The 16,944-nt window shown below is 72.5% G+C and carries 13 protein-coding genes; 8 read left to right on the top strand and 5 right to left on the bottom strand.

The genetic code is table 11. The features are described 5' to 3' along the window. Nucleotides 1-89: 89 nt before the first annotated feature. Nucleotides 90-2,327 (bottom strand): (Fe-S)-binding protein, encoded by a 2,238-nt coding sequence (locus ACWGB8_RS27545; RefSeq protein WP_452216310.1) that lies wholly within the window; start codon nt 2,325-2,327, stop codon nt 90-92. 336 nt (nt 2,328-2,663) lie between these two features. Here ACWGB8_RS27545 and dnaK point away from each other — a divergent pair, with 336 nt between their 5' ends. The 5 genes from dnaK to ACWGB8_RS27520 all read left to right on the top strand — a co-directional run bounded on the left by dnaK (nt 2,664) and on the right by ACWGB8_RS27520 (nt 8,156). Further along, the gene (gene dnaK / locus ACWGB8_RS27540; RefSeq protein ID WP_452216309.1) at nt 2,664-4,499 is read left to right on the top strand and encodes a molecular chaperone DnaK; all 1,836 of its coding nucleotides are present in this window, start codon (nt 2,664-2,666) and stop codon (nt 4,497-4,499) included. Next, nucleotides 4,496-5,116: a nucleotide exchange factor GrpE gene (gene grpE, locus ACWGB8_RS27535; RefSeq protein WP_452216308.1), complete on the top strand. Its 621-nt coding sequence runs from the start codon at nt 4,496-4,498 to the stop codon at nt 5,114-5,116. The genes dnaK and grpE overlap by 4 nt, the downstream gene beginning before the upstream one ends. A 135-nt stretch (nt 5,117-5,251) precedes the next feature. Further along, nucleotides 5,252-6,403, top strand: coding sequence for a molecular chaperone DnaJ (gene dnaJ, locus ACWGB8_RS27530; protein WP_452216307.1), 1,152 nt, complete (start codon nt 5,252-5,254; stop codon nt 6,401-6,403). Between the two features lie 7 nt (nt 6,404-6,410). Beyond that, nucleotides 6,411-6,923 carry a heat shock protein transcriptional repressor HspR gene (locus ACWGB8_RS27525; RefSeq protein WP_452216306.1) on the top strand — a complete coding sequence of 171 codons (513 nt, stop codon included), beginning with the start codon at nt 6,411-6,413 and terminating at the stop codon, nt 6,921-6,923. Between the two features lie 207 nt (nt 6,924-7,130). Then, complete coding sequence (locus tag ACWGB8_RS27520) at nt 7,131-8,156, top strand: hypothetical protein (protein ID WP_452216305.1); 1,026 nt, start codon at nt 7,131-7,133, stop codon at nt 8,154-8,156. A gap of 6 nt (nt 8,157-8,162) precedes the next feature. Here the strand turns inward: ACWGB8_RS27520 and ACWGB8_RS27515 are convergent, their stop codons facing one another. Then, nucleotides 8,163-8,351 (bottom strand): hypothetical protein, encoded by a 189-nt coding sequence (locus ACWGB8_RS27515; protein ID WP_452216304.1) that lies wholly within the window; start codon nt 8,349-8,351, stop codon nt 8,163-8,165. A 410-nt stretch (nt 8,352-8,761) separates the two neighbouring features. Here ACWGB8_RS27515 and ACWGB8_RS27510 point away from each other — a divergent pair, with 410 nt between their 5' ends. After that, nucleotides 8,762-9,397: a hypothetical protein gene (locus tag ACWGB8_RS27510; RefSeq protein ID WP_452216303.1), complete on the top strand. Its 636-nt coding sequence runs from the start codon at nt 8,762-8,764 to the stop codon at nt 9,395-9,397. An 88-nt stretch (nt 9,398-9,485) separates the two neighbouring features. On the opposite strand, the gene ACWGB8_RS27505 is transcribed toward ACWGB8_RS27510, so the two are convergent. From ACWGB8_RS27505 to ACWGB8_RS27495, 3 genes are all read right to left on the bottom strand, one after another. After that, a complete protein-coding gene (locus ACWGB8_RS27505; protein WP_452216302.1) occupies nt 9,486-10,496 on the bottom strand; it encodes a LuxR C-terminal-related transcriptional regulator in 1,011 nt (336 codons plus the stop codon). After that, entirely contained in the window at nt 10,489-11,580 is a 1,092-nt protein-coding gene (locus ACWGB8_RS27500; RefSeq protein ID WP_452216301.1) for a LuxR C-terminal-related transcriptional regulator, read from the bottom strand. Before ACWGB8_RS27500 ends, ACWGB8_RS27505 begins: the two co-directional genes overlap by 8 nt. Before the next feature lie 462 nt (nt 11,581-12,042). Continuing rightward, nucleotides 12,043-13,158: an SLAC1 family transporter gene (locus ACWGB8_RS27495; RefSeq protein ID WP_452216300.1), complete on the bottom strand. Its 1,116-nt coding sequence runs from the start codon at nt 13,156-13,158 to the stop codon at nt 12,043-12,045. 72 nt (nt 13,159-13,230) lie between these two features. Here ACWGB8_RS27495 and ACWGB8_RS27490 point away from each other — a divergent pair, with 72 nt between their 5' ends. Both ACWGB8_RS27490 and clpB read left to right on the top strand, forming a co-directional pair. After that, complete coding sequence (locus ACWGB8_RS27490; protein WP_452216299.1) at nt 13,231-14,172, top strand: LysR family transcriptional regulator; 942 nt, start codon at nt 13,231-13,233, stop codon at nt 14,170-14,172. A 75-nt stretch (nt 14,173-14,247) separates the two neighbouring features. Then, on the top strand, nt 14,248-16,854 hold the full coding sequence (gene clpB / locus ACWGB8_RS27485) for an ATP-dependent chaperone ClpB (protein ID WP_452216298.1): 2,607 nt from the start codon (nt 14,248-14,250) through the stop codon (nt 16,852-16,854). Nucleotides 16,855-16,944: the final 90 nt, after the last annotated feature.

Here is a 16,944-nt window from a genome sequence, read left to right as displayed (position 1 = left end):
GGGGTGCTGTACGGCACCCCCCGGGCCGGGCCAAGTTGTAGCAGAACTGTCGAACGGGCGAACGCGTGGTGCCGCCCGTTCGCGCGGTCCTACGCCTCGACGGGCTCCGGCTCGACCTCCGCGGGCGGGGTCGCCTTGACCGAGTCGAGCAGCAGCTGGGCGACGTCGACGACCTTCAGGTTCTCCTTGGCCGCGCCCTCGTTCTTCTTGCCGTTGACCGAGTCGGAGAGCATGACGAGGCAGAACGGGCAGGCGGTGGAGACGATGTCCGGGTTGAGGGACAGCGCCTCGTCGACGCGCTCGTCGTTGATGCGCTTGCCGATCCGCTCCTCCATCCACATCCGCGCGCCGCCGGCGCCGCAGCAGAAGCCGCGCTCCTTGTGGCGGTGCATCTCCTGCTGGCGCAGACCGGGGACCTTGTCCATGATCTCGCGCGGCGGGCTGTAGACCTTGTTGTGGCGGCCCAGGTAGCAGGGGTCGTGGTAGGTGATCAGGCCCTCGACGGGGTTGACCGGGATCAGCTTGCCCTCGTCGATGAGGTGCTGCAGCAGCTGGGTGTGGTGGATGACCTCGAAGTGGCCGCCGAGCTGCGGGTACTCGTTGGCGATGGTGTTGAAGCAGTGCGGGCAGGTGGCCACGATCCGCTTGGTCGGGGCGTCCTCCAGCGCGGCGTTCAGGGTCTCGACGTTCTGCGCGCCGAGCATCTGGAAGAGGAACTCGTTGCCCAGGCGGCGCGGGGAGTCACCGGTGCAGGTCTCCTCCTTGCCGAGGATCGCGAACTTCACGCCCGCGGTGTGCAGCAGCTCGGCGAAGGCCTTGGTGGTCTTCTTCGCGCGGTCCTCCAGGGCGCCGGCGCAGCCGACCCAGTAGAGGTACTCGACCTCGGCCGGGTCGATGTCCTGGCCGATGACCGGGACCTCGATGCCGGTGTCCTTCTTGAGCTCCTTGACCCAGTCGAGGCGGGCCTTGGTGGCCATGCCCCACGGGTTGCCCTTGTTCTCCAGGTTCTTGAGCATCGTCCCGGCCTCGGTCGGGAACGACGACTCGATCATCACCTGGTAGCGGCGCATGTCGACGATGTGGTCGATGTGCTCGATGTCCACCGGGCACTGCTCGACGCAGGCGCCGCAGGTGGTGCAGGACCACAGCACGTCCGGGTCGATGACGCCGCCCAAACCACCGGAATCAGGGGCTTCGGCGGTGCCGATGAGCGGGCGCTCGGCCTCGGCCAGCGCGGCGGCCGGGACGTCCTTGAGCTGCTCGGCGGTGGCCTGCTCCTCGCCCTCCATCGACTTACCGCCGCCGGCCAGCAGGTACGGGGCCTTGGCGAAGGTGTGCTCGCGCAGGCTCATGATCAGCAGCTTGGGCGAGAGCGGCTTGCCGGTGTTCCAGGCGGGGCACTGCGACTGGCAGCGGCCGCACTCGGTGCAGGTGGAGAAGTCGAGGATGCCCTTCCAGGAGAAGTGCTCGACCTGGGAGACGCCGAAGACCGCGTCGTCGGCCGGGTCCTCGAAGTCGATCGGCGCACCGCCGCTGGTCATCGGGCGCAGGGCGCCGAGCGCGGTGGCGCCGTCGTCCTCGCGCTTGAAGTAGATGTTGAAGAAGCCGAGGAAGCGGTGCCAGGCCACGCCCATCGAGGGGTTGAGGCCGATGGTGGTCGCCCACGCGAAGGAGATGCAGATCTTCAGCATCGCGAACAGGTAGACCAGGTTGACCAGCGTGTCGTGCGACAGCCCGTCGAAGGCGACGACCAGCGGGTACGAGACCAGGTGCGCCGGGCCGTAGGAGTCGACGCCGGCGAGGGCGCCCTCCAGTGCGCGCAGCATCGTGATGCAGAGGCCGATGCCGAGGATCGTGTACTCGACGTAGAAGGCCTGCCAGGCGATCGAGCCGGCGAAGCGCGACTTGCGGCCGGCCCGGCCGGGGAGGCTGAGCAGCCGGATCACGATCAGGGTCAGGATGCCCAGGGTGGTCAGGGTACCGAGCAGTTCGACGAAGAGCTGCCACAGCATCCAGTGTCCGATGACCGGCAGCGCGTACTCGGCGTCGAAGAGCTGGCCGATGGCGTTGACGATGGTGAGGACCAGGCTGAAGAAGCCGACCGCCACGAACCAGTGGGCGATGCCGACGATCCCCCATTGGTTCATCCGGGTGTGGCCGAAGAACTCGACGCCGAGGGTCTTCAGGCGCCGCGCGGGGCTGCCGAAGCGGGTGCCGTCCGGCTGGCCGGTGAGCACCACCTTGTAGATGTACAGCGCCGCACGGGCGGCGAGCGCGGTGCCGATCACCAACGTGACCAGCGAGATGACGATCGCTGCTAGCTGCATCGGCTCTCCGTCTCCTGCGGCTTTCCTGAGGGCGGTCTTCTTGCAGTTCTGAGTGTACTCGCCGGTAACTTGCCGGGCCGACGGCCCGGACAATACCGCTCCAAAACAGTTCTCCAGAAGATGCCCAAGGTATGGCGGCAGTCACGTGGGGGCACACCGGCCTCGGCCGACTGGCCCCGGACGGCCCACCGCTGCCGCCGGGCCCCACCGGCCACGCGTCCGGCGCCCCGGCGCTCAGCAAAGTTGAGCGGCATGGACTCAAAGCTGTTGACGCTCCCCGCCGGGTCATGCATCCTTGAGCCCGTAAAGCTCAACTCTCCTGTGGAGGTATCTACGATGGCACGCGCGGTCGGTATCGACCTCGGTACGACGAACTCGGTCGTCAGCGTTCTCGAAGGTGGCGAGCCCACCGTCATCACGAACGCCGAGGGCGCCCGGACCACGCCGTCCGTCGTCGCCTTCGCGAAGAACGGCGAGGTCCTGGTCGGCGAGGTGGCCAAGCGCCAGGCGGTCACCAACGTGGACCGCACCATCCGCTCGGTGAAGCGCCACATGGGCACCGACTGGAAGATCAACCTGGACGGCAAGGACTTCAACCCGCAGCAGATGAGCGCCTTCATCCTGCAGAAGCTGAAGCGCGACGCCGAGGCGTACCTGGGCGAGACCGTCACCGACGCCGTCATCACCGTCCCGGCGTACTTCAACGACTCCGAGCGCCAGGCGACCAAGGAGGCCGGTGAGATCGCGGGCCTCAACGTCCTGCGCATCGTCAACGAGCCGACCGCCGCCGCGCTGGCGTACGGCCTGGACAAGGACGACCAGACCATCCTGGTCTTCGACCTCGGCGGCGGCACCTTCGACGTCTCCCTGCTGGAGATCGGCGACGGGGTCGTCGAGGTGAAGGCCACCAACGGTGACAACCACCTCGGCGGCGACGACTGGGACCAGCGCGTCGTCGACCACCTGGTCAAGGTCTTCCAGGCCGGCCACGGCGTCGACCTGTCCAAGGACAAGATGGCGCTGCAGCGTCTGCGCGAGGCCTCCGAGAAGGCCAAGATCGAGCTGTCCTCGTCCTCCGAGACCTCGATCAACCTGCCCTACATCACGGCCTCCGCCGAGGGCCCGCTGCACCTGGACGAGAAGCTCACCCGCGCCCAGTTCCAGCAGCTCACCTCCGACCTGCTGGACCGCTGCAAGGTCCCGTTCCACAACGTCATCAAGGACGCCGGCATCGCGCTGTCCGAGATCGACCACGTGGTCCTGGTCGGCGGCTCCACCCGCATGCCGGCCGTCGCCGAGCTCGTCCGCGAGCTGACCGGCGGCAAGGACGCCAACAAGGGCGTCAACCCGGACGAGGTCGTCGCCATCGGCGCCTCGCTGCAGGCCGGTGTCCTCAAGGGCGAGGTCAAGGACGTCCTGCTGCTCGACGTCACCCCGCTGTCCCTCGGCATCGAGACCAAGGGCGGCATCATGACCAAGCTGATCGAGCGCAACACCACGATCCCGACCAAGCGCTCGGAGATCTTCACCACGGCCGAGGACAACCAGCCGTCCGTGCAGATCCAGGTCTACCAGGGCGAGCGCGAGATCGCCGCGTACAACAAGAAGCTCGGCATGTTCGAGCTGACCGGCCTGCCGCCGGCCCCGCGCGGCCTGCCGCAGATCGAGGTCACCTTCGACATCGACGCGAACGGCATCATGCACGTCGGCGCCAAGGACCTCGGCACCGGCAAGGAGCAGAAGATGACCGTCACCGGCGGCTCCTCGCTGCCGAAGGACGAGGTCGACCGCATGCGCCGCGAGGCCGAGCAGTACGCGGAGGAGGACACCAAGCGCCGCGAGTCGGTCGAGACCCGCAACCAGGCCGAGCAGCTCGTCTACTCGACCGAGAAGTTCATCGCCGACAACGCCGACAAGCTGCCGGCCGAGGTCAAGACCGAGGTCGAGACCGCCATCGGCGAGCTCAAGGAGGCCCTGAAGGGCGAGGACATCGCGAAGATCCGCGAGGCCTCCGAGAAGGTGTCCACCACCGCCCAGAAGCTCGGCCAGGCGCTGTACGCCAACGCCGACGCGGCGGGTGCCCCGGCCGGCGACGCCACCGGTGCCAAGGACGACGACGTCGTCGACGCCGAGATCGTGGACGACGAGAAGCCCAAGGGCGGTGCGGCATGACGGAGAAGCCGCAGGGTGCCGAGCCCGGCGACGACTCCGCCGCCGAGGAGGCCGTGATCAAGGCCGCCGAGGAGGCCGCCGCCGGTGGCTCGGACGAGCTCGCCGCGGCCAAGCGCGAGCTGGCCGAGCGGACCGCCGACCTGCAGCGACTCCAGGCCGAGTACCAGAACTACCGCAAGCGGGTCGAGCGCGACCGGCTGACGGTCCGCGAGATCGCGGTCTCCAACATCCTGGAGTCCCTGATCCCGGTGCTGGACGACATCGGCCGCGGCCGCGAGCACGGCGAGGTGACGGGCGGCTTCAAGTCCGTCGCCGAGTCGCTGGAGACGGTCGTCGCCAAGCTGGGCCTGCAGCAGTTCGGCAAGGAGGGCGACCCCTTCGACCCGGCCCAGCACGAGGCCCTGATGCACAGCTACTCCTCGGACGTCACCGAGGACACCTGCGTCCAGATCCTCCAGCCCGGCTACCGGATCGGCGAGCGGATCATCCGCCCGGCGATGGTCGCGGTCGCGGAGCCCCAGCCGGGCTCCCAGACCGGCGCCGCCCCGGACGCCGAGTCCGCCAAGTCCGCGAAGTCCGCGGAGTCGGACAAGGCCGACGGTGGCGCGGACAGCTGACCGTGCGTGTGCCGCGGAGCCGTACGCCGTCGTCCAGTACGGCGTCCGGCTCCGCGGCGCGCTCGTGATCAACACCGCAGTCGACACTGCACTGACTTCAGGTCTCGCTATGGGTTTCGGGAGGTGGCGGCAGCCATGAGCGGCAAGGACTACGTGGAGAAGGACTACTACAAGGTCCTCGGCGTGCCCAAGGACGCCACCGCCACCGAGATCAAGAAGACGTACCGCAAGCTCGCCCGCGAGTTCCACCCGGACGCCAACAAGGGCGACAGCAAAGCCGAGGAGCGGTTCAAGGACATCTCCGAGGCGTACGACGTGCTGTCCGACGAGAAGCGCCGCAAGGAGTACGACGAGGCCCGCAGCCTCTTCGCCAACGGCGGCTTCCGGGCCGGCGGCGCCGGCGGGGGCAACTACAGCTTCGACTTCGGCGACCTGTTCAGCGGCAGCCAGAACAGCGGCGGCGGCGGGCTCGGCGACGTGTTCGGCGGCCTGTTCAACCGCGGCGGCACCCGGCAGGCCCAGCCCCGGCGCGGCTCCGACGTGGAGACCGAGGTCACCCTCTCCTTCGACGAGGCCGTCGACGGCGCGACCGTCCCGCTGCGGATGACCAGCCAGGCCCCCTGCCGCACCTGCAGCGGCACCGGCGCCAAGGCCGGCACCACGCCCCGGGTCTGCCCGACCTGCGTCGGCGCGGGCACCGTCAGCCGCGGCCAGGGCGCCTTCGCGCTGTCCGAGCCCTGCCGCGACTGCCGCGGCCGGGGCATGATCGTCGACGACCCGTGCACCGACTGCCACGGCAGCGGCCGGGCCAGCTCGGCCCGGACCATGCAGGTCCGGATCCCGGCCGGGGTGCAGGACGCCCAGCGCATCCGGCTGAAGGGCAAAGGCGCCCAGGGCGAGCGGGGCGGCCAGCCCGGCGACCTCTACGTCACCGTGCACGTCGACCCGCACCCGGTCTTCGGGCGCAAGGGTGACAACCTCACCGTGACGGTGCCGGTCACCTTCCCCGAAGCCGCTCTCGGCGGCACCATCGAGGTGCCCACCCTCGGCGGGCCCTCGGTCAAGCTCAAGCTGCCCCCGGGCAGTGCCAACGGCCTCACCCTGCGGGCCCGCGGCAAGGGCGCCACCCGCAAGGACGGCACCCGCGGCGACCTCCTGGTCACCGTGGAGGTCGTGGTGCCGCAGCACGTCACCGGTGACGCGCTGACGGCCCTGGAGCAGTACCGCGAGGCCACCGCCTCGGACGACCCGCGAGCCGCCCTGTTCCGGGCGGCGAAGGGAGCGTGACGACCAGATGACCCCCGACAGCAGCGGCCCGATCGGTCCCGGCCTCGGCGAGGGCCTCCCGGGCTCCGGCCCCGGCCCGCGCCGCGCCCCGACGGCGGCCCCGCCGTACGTCCTCACCGAGGACACCCCGGTCTACGTGATCTCGGTCGCCGCCGAGCTCTCCGGCCTGCACCCGCAGACCCTCCGCCAGTACGACCGGCTCGGCCTGGTCTGCCCCGACCGCACGGCCGGCCGCGGCCGCCGCTACTCCGCCCGGGACATCCAGCAGCTGCGCGACGTGCAGCGGCTGTCCCAGGACGAGGGCATCAACCTGGCCGGCATCAAGCGGATCATCGAACTGGAGAACCAGGTCACCGCCCTCCAGTCCCGGATCGCCGAACTGGTCGATTCCCTGGAGGGGGCCGCCAGCGCGCTGCAGCAGCGCGAGGCCACGATCCACGCCTCGTACCGCCGCGACCTCGTCCCGTACCAGCCCCCGACGCAGTCCAGCGCCCTGGTCGTCTGGCGCCCCAAGCGCTGACCGACCCGACCGCCACCGGGCCGCCGGTTCCCTCCCGTCGGGGGGTGCCGGCGGCTTTCGGAACGTGGCAGTCTTCCTCCGAGAGGCAGCCGTAGCAGATTCACGTGCGACGCGCCGCACCCCTGTGCGACAGTGGGCGCCGAGGATCCGGCACTGAAGCGCGGTCGAACAGGGCGTAACGGTTCAGGCGAAGGCGAGGAGCGGCGGATGGGTGGGGCTGAGGAGACCGGTCTCACGGCGAACGGCCACGGCCGGCTGTCCCCCGAAGCCCGAACCCTGTACAAGGACGTCCTCCAGGCGCACGGCCGGCTGATCCCCGCCGAGGTCGCCAGTGGCAGCGAGTGCCACCTCCGCGAGCTGATGGACATCGGCCTGCTCGTCCCGGACGTCGAGGATCCCGGCATCCTGGTCGCGGTCGACCCCCGGCAGCTGGCCGGCGCGCTCAGCGCGGCCTGGCAGCGCAAGGCGCTGGACCTGCTCAGCCGCGCCGTCTCGCTGCCCGCCGACCTCCAGGAGCTGAGCCACGCCTACGGCAACGGCGGCGGCGGTGCGCACGACGGCGGCCCGATCGAGCACCTGCACGGCAAGACCGAGATCAACCGGCGCCTCGCGGAGCTCATGGAGAGCAGCACCAAGGAGGTGCTCAGCGCGCAGCCGGGCGGCGGCGCCCGGTCGTTCCCGACCGAGGCCGCGATAGCGCTCGACGTCGGCATGCTGCGGCGCGGGGTGTCCCGGCGGACGATCTACCAGCCCAGCACCCGCTACTCGGCCTCGGCCCGGGAGTACGTGGCGGCGATGACCGAGGAGGGCGGCGAGGTCCGCACCCTCGGCGAACCGTTCACCAGAATGATCATCGTGGACCGGGCCACCGCGGTCATCCCCATCAGCGGCGACACCGAGCGGGCCGCCTTCGTCCAGGACGAGGCCGTGATCGGCTTCTTCGTCAGCCTCTTCGAGAGCTTCTGGGAGCGCGCAATCCCCTTCCAGGGAGGCCGCGACGTACCGCCGGAAGTGGTCTCCAGACTTCGCGAGAACATCCTCCGGATGATGCTTCAGGGGGTCGGCCACCGGGTCATTGCCAGGAACCTCGGCCTCAGTGAGCGCACGCTCGCCCGGCACATCGCCGAACTCCGCGAGGAATACGCCGCGGAGACGCTGTTCCAGCTGGGCTGGAAGCTCTCGGAGAGCCACCGCAGCCTGCCGCTGTTCCGCGACAGCGACAGCCACGAGTAGGCCCGATCACGTCCAGATGACGTCGATCATCGCCTTGGCGACCACCGTGGAGCCCTCGCCGGACGCGTCCGTGTCCTGGACCTGGACCGGCTGCGGACGGGTCCAGATGACGTCGTCCTGAAGCGGGCCGCCGGCCAGCACGGCCGCCGCACCGGCCAGCACAATCGCGGTTACAAATCGGCGCGCCTTGCGCACTGGGACCACTTCCCTTCAAGAACCAATACCGTGTCAGCTCATTCGGCCCCCGTACGAGCCGCAGCGCTGATTATGCTGCACATCCTCGAACATGTCAGCGAGCTGTCCCTCCTTTGTCACTGCGACCGCCCCGACTCTTCCAGGGCTCAACCCCAGGCTGTAGGGGGATCGGCATGTCATCTCTCTGCCAGGCAGCGAGATGACACCTCGTGCCAGTGGACTCGTCGGCCGCCTCGGCGACACGATCAGTGCACCGACTGATCGCTGCGATTACGGATCCGGAGTTACATCGCCGTGTCCACTTCAATTTGCATTGCCGACCGCCCCCGTTAGTCCCCCCAGAACTACTCAATAGCAGCCGGCCCGCCGGGGCCCGACACCCTCCCGGTCGGCCTTTCCATGGAGTCGACATGACTGATCGCTACCAGGGCTCCACTCCACACCACACCGCGCACACCCCCGAGGGCCGCCGTGCACGGGTCTTCCTGGCCGCGCCGCTGATGCGGCTGACCGGCCCGGCCGACAGCGTGGTGACCCTGGCCAGCCGGACGCGGCTGACGACCCTTCGCACCACCCTGCTGCGCAGCGGCGCCGCCGTGTACAGCGCGCACCACAGCGACGCCTGGACGGTGGCCGGCCGCGCGCCGGAGCCGCGGGTGCCGTCCGACTTCCGGGCCCTGCAGTCCGCCGACCTGGTCTTCGCGTACGTCGGCGCCCCGCTCTCGGCCGGGGTCAGCCTGGAGCTCGGCTGGGCCTCGGCCCTGCGGAAGCCGATCGTCCTGCTGGTCGACGAGGCCATCACCCACAACCCGCTGATCGCCACCATCGAGCAGGTCGCCCCCGTCCTGCCGCTGGTCTTCGACGACACCTGGTCGCAGGAGGCCCTCCACCACACCGTGGAGACCGCCCTGGACTGGGCCGGCATGGCGCTCTCGCTGCGCGAGGGCTTCTGGACGGCCCCCGGCGAGCACTTCAGCGTGCCCCGCCAGCAGCCCCCCGCGGTCGGCCCGCACGGCTACTGGCCGACCGGCGCGGCCACCGGCTGACCCCGGCCGCTCCCCGGCGGCGACGGCAGCAGCAGCGACGGCCGCCGTACCCGGGACCGGCCGTACCCTCCGCTGCGCGGCCCGGCGGTCAGTGCGCATCGCGGTGCTCCCCCCGCATGCGCCAGCCGAGTTGGAAGAGCGTGCGCGCGCCGTGGCGGTGGCGCAGGCGCGCGATGTGGGCGGCGACGGTGCGCTCGCTGAGGCCGAGGCGACCCGCGACGGCGCGCTGGGTGAGCCCCTTGGCGAGCAGCCTGGCGACCCGGTCGGGCCCGGCGCCCGGCTCCGGGGGCGCGGCCACGGCGGCCCAGTCGACGGTGTCGGCGCGGGCCCAGTCGCGTTCGAAGAGGCCGACCAGGTGGGCGACGGCGGCGGGATCGGTGACGAAGGCGGCGCGGGTGTCGGCGTCGTCGGCGGGGATCACCGCGATCGTCCGGTCGAAGACCAGCATCCGCCGGTAGGGCTCGTCCAGCACCCGGACCCGGGCCCCGTGCCCGGTCATCGTCGCGGCGTAGCGCACGGCCTCCCGGCCGCGGGCCGCGACCGGCTGGTAGATGGTGCGCATGGCGCAGCCCCGTTGCAGCAGGGCGAGGTCCTGGCGCATCGTCATCTGCAGCCCGACCGCCGGGCGCGGGCCGGGCTGGGCGGCGAGGAACTCCTCCCGGCAGTCGGAGAGCAGTTCGGCGATCCGCTGGCGGATGTCCTCGCGGCCCTCGATCTGGACGGAGCGGCCCTGCGGCCCCTTGCCGCGGCGGGGGACGGCGTCGTACGCCCGGGTGAGGCCGTCGAGGGCGGCGGGCAGGCGTTCGGCGGCCAGCAGCAGCCGGGTGGCCTCGGTGCGGAGTTCGGCGCCCAGCCGGGCGGCGACGGCCCGCGGGCTGACGGCGAGGTAGCCGGGACCGCAGGGGTGCGGGACGAGCAGGCCGAGGTCCAGCAGGGCGTCCAGGGCGGCCCCCTCGGGCCCGCTGAGCGGCTCGGCGGGCAGTCGGCCGCCGCGGGCCACGGCGGCCAGCCAGAGGGCCCGCGCAGCCTCACCGGGGGCGGCGGGCGCGGGCGGTTCCGGTCCGCTCGGTACCGACCTGTCCGGGACGGGATCAGTCACCGCGTCCGCCGCGCATCAGCCATCCCAGCTGGAACAGCGTCTGGGCGCCGTGGCGTTCGCGCAGCCGCGCGATGTGGGCGGCGACGGTGCGCTCGCTGAGGCCGAGCCGGGTGGCCACCGCGCGCTGGGTGAGCCCCTTGGCGAGCAGCCGGCCGACCCGGTCGGGGCCGCCGTGGGTGGGGCCCTGGGCGAGGGCGGCGGCCCAGTCGACGGTGTCGGCGCGGGCCCAGTCGCGTTCGAAGGCGCCCACCAGGAAGCCGACCGCGGCGGGGTCGGAGATGAAGGCGGCGGTGCTGTGGTCGTCGTTGGCGGAGATGACGGCGACCGCGCGGTCGAAGACGATCATCCGCTGGAAGGGCTCGTCGAGCACCCGGATCCGGGAGCCGAGCCGGGTCACCTCGGCGATGTAGTCGAGCACGGCCGGTTCGGCGGCCGAGACCGGCTGGTAGACGGTGCGCAGCGAGCAGCCGCGCTGCAGCAGGTTGAGGTCCTGCCGGAGGGCGGTCTCCACGGCGGCGGCCGGGCGCCGGCCGGGCTGGGCGGTGAGCACCTCCTCGCGGCAGTCGGAGATCAGCTGCGAGATGCGGTGGCGGATGTGGACGTGGCCCTCGATGTAGACGGCTCCGCCGGAGCGCTCGGGCGGGCGGGGCATGGCGTCGTAGGCGCGGGTGAGGCCGTCGAGGGCGCCGGGGAGGTTCTCGGCGTGGACCAGCAGCCGGGTGGCCTCGCTGCGCAGTTCGGCACCGAGCCGGTCGCTGACCGAGCGGGGGCTGACGGCGGTGTAGGAGGCGTCCATCGGGTTGGCCATGAGCAGGCCCAGGTCGACCAGCCGGGCGAGGGTGCCGCGGTCGGCCTCGGCGACGTCGGCGTGGGCGAGCCGGCCGCCGTCGGCGAGGACGGCGAGGTAGAGCTGCCGGGCCGCCTCGTCGGGCTCCCAGCGGCCGGCCCGGTCGTCCTCGGTCGTCGGTTCCGCCGCCACCTCGAAAACTCCCTGCCGGATGTCCTGCCAGGTCCGCCCTGCGGGTGCGTCCGCGGCTCCGGCCGGGGGCCGGGAGCGGGTGGTCGTGGCGCAGTGCCCTGTCATGATCTCAGCACCCCTTCCCGGGCTCGACGGCGGTCCGGGGCGACCGGCCGCGGCGGCGGGAGGAGAAGGGTGTGCACGGTCCGGCGGTCCCCCGAGGCCGGCGTGCCGTCGCACGCCGGCTGCTCAGGGGCCGCCGGTGTACGCCAATGCCAAGGCGCTTCCGGCGAGGCGGAGCAGCAACGCCTCGCCGACTCCGGCGCTGGGGGCCATCACCACACATGGCGTCCCGGCCGGCGCTCTTCCCCCCGTTATGCGGGTACAGAGGTACCGTGCGCATTCCGTTGAAGAGCAAGTCGCCACCATCGGGCTGCGGTTGCCCGGACGACTTGGCGTGACTCCACCATCACAGCGTGACGGCCGGTGAACAAGGGCCGTCAAGCTGCATGTTCTCGCAATTGCAGGAACCTGCACCGCGGAGTGCGCGTCGTCGCGCCGCCGCCGGGGAACCGGGCGAGCGACCGCTCAGCGGCCCGCAGCCCCGCCGCCCAGCAGCCGGCCGGAGACCAGTCCGGCGGCGGTGCCGCAGGCGGCGACGGCCCAGGCGGCGAGCAGCAGCACGGACAGCCCGGCGGCCAGTCCGGTGAACCCGGCGAAGCCGGTGTGCCGGGCGAGGCCGGCCGCGCCGGTGACGCAGGTCCCCACCGGGAAGGTGTACGCCCACCAGGTCATCGCGAAGCGCATGCCGCAGCGCCGGGCGCGCAGGTTGGCCGCGGTGGCGAGGGCCAGCCAGAGCATCGCGACGCCGAGCACCGCGACGCCGTACAGCTCGGCGATGGCCAGGGCGGCGGGGGCGAGCTGCGGGGCGACCCGGTCGGCGCCGTCGGCGAGGTTCTGCAGGGCGGTGGTGGACTGGCCGAGCGGGCCGAGCACCAGGAAGAGCGAGGGGGTGAGCGCCAGGGCGGGCAGTTTGCTGTGGACCAGCCCGGTGAGCACCACCGGCAGCAGGGCGAGTACGGCCAGCAGGCCGATCCCGAGCAGCGCCCCGCAGCCGTACAGCAGGGCCTGCCGGGCGGCTCCGGCCGGCAGCTGCGGGAGGAGCGCGGGCCCGGCGGCGGCGGAGACCAGCGGGGCGACCGAGGGCAGCAGCCAGGTCGGGTTGGCCTCCAGGGCGGAGAGCCGGTGCCGGGTGATCATCAGGTACGGGATGCCGGCCGCGACGGCCAGGGCGTACGCGGTGCCGGCCGACCAGAGCAGCAGGCCGAGGGCGGCGGCGGGGCCGGCGCCGATCACCCGGGGGCCGAGCAGCAGGGCGCCGAGGCCGACCGAGACCAGGGCCATCGGCGGGCAGCCGTAGAAGACGGCGGTGGCGGGCTCGTCGAGCAGCTGGCGGCGGGCGGCCTCGCGGTGCCGGGTGAGGTGGACCAGTCGGCCGGCGGCGATCAGGAGCAGGGCGGCCAGCGCGAGCGCCCACATCGCTTCGCCGAGGAGGAGCAGGCCGGGCAGCCGGACGGGGAGCACCGCGGCGGCGTTGCCGACGATCGCGGTGCCCATGACGACGGCGTACCAGTTGGGGCCGAGCCGGGCGAGGTCGAGCCGGGCGGTCCGGGCGAGCGGGTGGGGGCTGATCAGGGTGGCCATGCTCCCCACCGTCCCCCGGCGGGGGCGGGCTCCGGTAGGACCGGCACGTCTATGAGGGCATAGCCTGGACCTATGGCCCTCTCCTCGCGCGTCCCCGAACTCGGTGCACTGGAGCTGCTGCTCGCGGTGGACCGGCTGGGCAGCGTGGGGCGGGCGGCGGCCGAGCTGGGGGTCAGCCAGCCGACCGCGAGCGCCCGGATCAAGGGCATGGAGCAGCAGATCGGGGTGGCGCTGCTGGACCGCTCCCCGCGCGGCAGCCGGCCCACCGACGCGGGCCGGCTGGTGGTGGAGTGGGCCCGGCACGTGCTGGAGGCGGCGCAGGCGCTGGACGCCGGGATCGACGCGCTGCGCGAGCGCCGGGACGCCCGGCTGACGGTGGTGGCCAGTCTGACGGTCGCCGAGTACCTGATGCCGGGGTGGCTGCTGGCGCTGCACGCGAGCAGTCCGGGCACGGCGGTGACGCTGCGGACGGCCAACTCGGCGGACGTGGCCGGGCACGTCCTGGCCGGGGACGCCGACCTGGGGTTCGTGGAGGGGCCGAGCACCCCGCCCGGGCTGGCGGGCGCGGTGGTGGCGGCCGACCGGCTGGTGGTCGTGGTGGCGCCGGGGCACCCGTGGGCCCGCCGCACCGCCGCCCGCTCGCCGCTGACCGGCCCGGAGCTGGCGGCGACCCCGCTGGTGCTGCGCGAGCCGGGCTCGGGCACCCGGGAGGTGCTGGAGATGGCGCTGGCGCCGTACGGCGGGACGGTCGCGCCGCGGCTGGAGCTGGCCTCGTCCACGGCGCTGAAGGCGGCGGCGATGACGGGCGCCGGGCCGGTCTGCCTGAGCGAGCTGGCGGTGGTGGAGGAGCTGGCCACCCGGCGGCTGGTGGAGGTGCCGCTCGTGGAGGGGCTGGACCTGCGGCGCCCGCTGCGGGCGGTGTGGCCGGCCGGGCAGCGGCCGAGCGGTCCGGCCCGGGAGCTGCTGGGGATGACCCGGCAGGCGGGCGGTACGGGGAGTTCACGCAAAAGTTGAGCGGAATAGACTCAACTTAGTGCATGCTGTACTCAGCAGGAGCAGCGCAGACCGCACGAGGAGGACCCCCCAGCAGTGGACGCCAGCAAGTTCACCACCAAGACGCAGGACGCCCTGTCCGCCGCGATCCGGCAGTCGGCCGCCGCGGGCCACCCGGACGTCAAGCCGGTGCACATCCTGACCGCCCTGCTGGAGCAGCCCGAGGGCATCGCCAGGCCGCTGCTGGAGGCGGTCGGCGCGGACGTGCAGCGGATCACCGCCGACGCCCGCCGCCAGCAGGCCGCCCTGCCCAGCGCCTCCGGCTCGACCGTCGCCGCCCCGCAGCTCGCCCGCGACACCCTCGCCGTGCTCACCGAGGCCGGCCGGCGCGCCGACGACCTGGACGACCAGTACGTCTCCACCGAGCACCTGCTGGTCGGCCTGGCCCACGAGGGCGGCGCGGTCGCCGAGCTGCTCGCGCAGCAGGGCGCCACGCCCAAGGCCCTGCTCGCCGCCTTCAAGGACGTCCGCGGCAGCGGCCGGGTCACCTCCCCCGACCCCGAGGGCACCTACAAGGCGCTGGAGAAGTACGGCACCGACCTCACCCAGGCCGCCCGGGACGGCAAGCTCGACCCGGTGATCGGCCGCGACCAGGAGATCCGCCGGGTGGTCCAGGTGCTCTCCCGCCGGACCAAGAACAACCCGGTGCTGATCGGCGAGCCCGGCGTCGGCAAGACCGCCGTCGTCGAGGGCCTGGCCCAGCGGATCGTGGCCGGCGACGTCCCCGAGTCGCTGCGCGGCAAGCGCCTGGTCGCCCTGGATCTCAGCGCGATGGTGGCCGGCGCCAAGTACCGCGGCGAGTTCGAGGAGCGGCTGAAGGCCGTCCTCAACGACATCAAGCAGAGCGAGGGCCAGGTCGTCACCTTCATCGACGAGCTGCACACCATGGTCGGCGCGGGCGCCGGCGGCGACTCCGCGATGGACGCCGGCAACATGCTCAAGCCGATGCTGGCCCGCGGCGAGCTGCGCATGGTCGGCGCCACCACGCTGGACGAGTACCGCGAGCGGATCGAGAAGGACCCGGCCCTGGAGCGCCGCTTCCAGCAGGTGCTGGTCGGCGAGCCCAGCGTGGAGGACTCCATCGCGATCCTGCGCGGGCTCAAGGGCCGCTACGAGGCCCACCACAAGGTGCAGATCGCGGACGCCGCCCTGGTCGCCGCCGCCACCCTCTCCAACCGCTACATCACCTCCCGCTTCCTGCCCGACAAGGCCATCGACCTGGTCGACGAGGCCGCCTCCCGGCTGCGCATGGAGATCGACTCCTCCCCGGTGGAGATCGACGAACTCCAGCGCTCCGTCGACCGGTTGCGGATGGAGGAGCTGGCGCTGGAGAAGGAGTCGGACCCGGCCTCGGTCGACCGCCTCGCCCGGCTGCGCCGCGACCTCGCCGACCGCAACGAGCAGTTGAGCGTCCTCACGGCCCGCTGGGAGCAGGAGAAGAAGTCCCTCAACCGGGTCGGCGAGCTCAAGGAGCGGCTGGACGACCTGAACGGCGCCCTCGACCGCGCCCAGCGGGACGGCGACTTCGAGCGCGCCTCCAAGCTGATGTACGCCGAGATCCCGTCCGCCGAGCGCGAGTTGGCCGAGGCCAAGGAGCGCGCCGCGGACGAGGACGCCACCGCCTCGATGGTCAAGGAGGAGGTCGGCCCGGACGACGTCGCCGATGTCGTCGCCTCCTGGACGGGAATCCCGGCCGGCCGGCTGCTGGAGGGCGAGAGCGCCAAACTCCTGCGTATGGAGGACGAGTTGGGCCGGCGCCTGATCGGCCAGCACGAGGCCGTGCAGGCCGTCTCGGACGCCGTGCGGCGCACCCGCTCCGGCGTCGCCGACCCGGACCGCCCGACCGGCTCCTTCCTCTTCCTCGGCCCGACCGGCGTCGGCAAGACCGAACTCGCCAAGGCCCTCGCCGACTTCCTCTTCGACGACGAGCGGGCGATGGTCCGCATCGACATGAGCGAGTACGGCGAGAAGCACTCCGTCGCCCGGCTGGTCGGCGCCCCGCCCGGCTACATCGGCTACGAGGAGGGCGGCCAGCTCACCGAGGCGGTCCGCCGCCGCCCGTACAGCGTGGTGCTGCTGGACGAGGTCGAGAAGGCCCACCCCGAGGTCTTCGACGTGCTGCTGCAGGTGCTGGACGACGGGCGGCTCACCGACGGTCAGGGCCGCACGGTGGACTTCCGCAACGCGATCCTGATCCTCACCTCCAACCTCGGAAGCCAGTTCCTGGTGGACCCGGCCACCCCGGAGGAGCGGAAGAAGGACCTCGTCCTGGAGACGGTGCGCACCGCCTTCAAGCCCGAGTTCCTCAACCGGCTCGACGACATCGTGGTCTTCGACCCGCTGGGCACCGCCGAGCTCAGCCGGATCGTCGACCTCCAGGTGGCCAGGCTCGGCGAGCGGCTGCGCGAGCGCCGGCTCACCCTGCAGGTCGACGCCGCCGCCCGGGACTGGCTGGCCCTCACCGGCTACGACCCGGCGTACGGCGCCCGGCCGCTGCGCCGGCTGGTGCAGTCGGCGATCGGCGACCAGCTGGCCCGGGCCATCCTCTCCGGGCAGGTGCACGACGGCGACACCGTGCTGGTCGAGCAGGACGCGGCGGGCGACCGGCTCGCCGTCCGCGCCCGCGGGCCGCTGGAGAAGTAGCCGGGCGCGGGGGGGGGGCGGGGGGGCCCCCCCCCCCCCCCCCCCCCCCCCCCCGCCCCCCCCCCCCCCGGGGGCCCCGGGCCACCCCCC

The organism is Kitasatospora sp. NPDC054939 (assembly GCF_053610105.1).
This window is presented reverse-complemented; position numbering and strand designations above follow the sequence as displayed.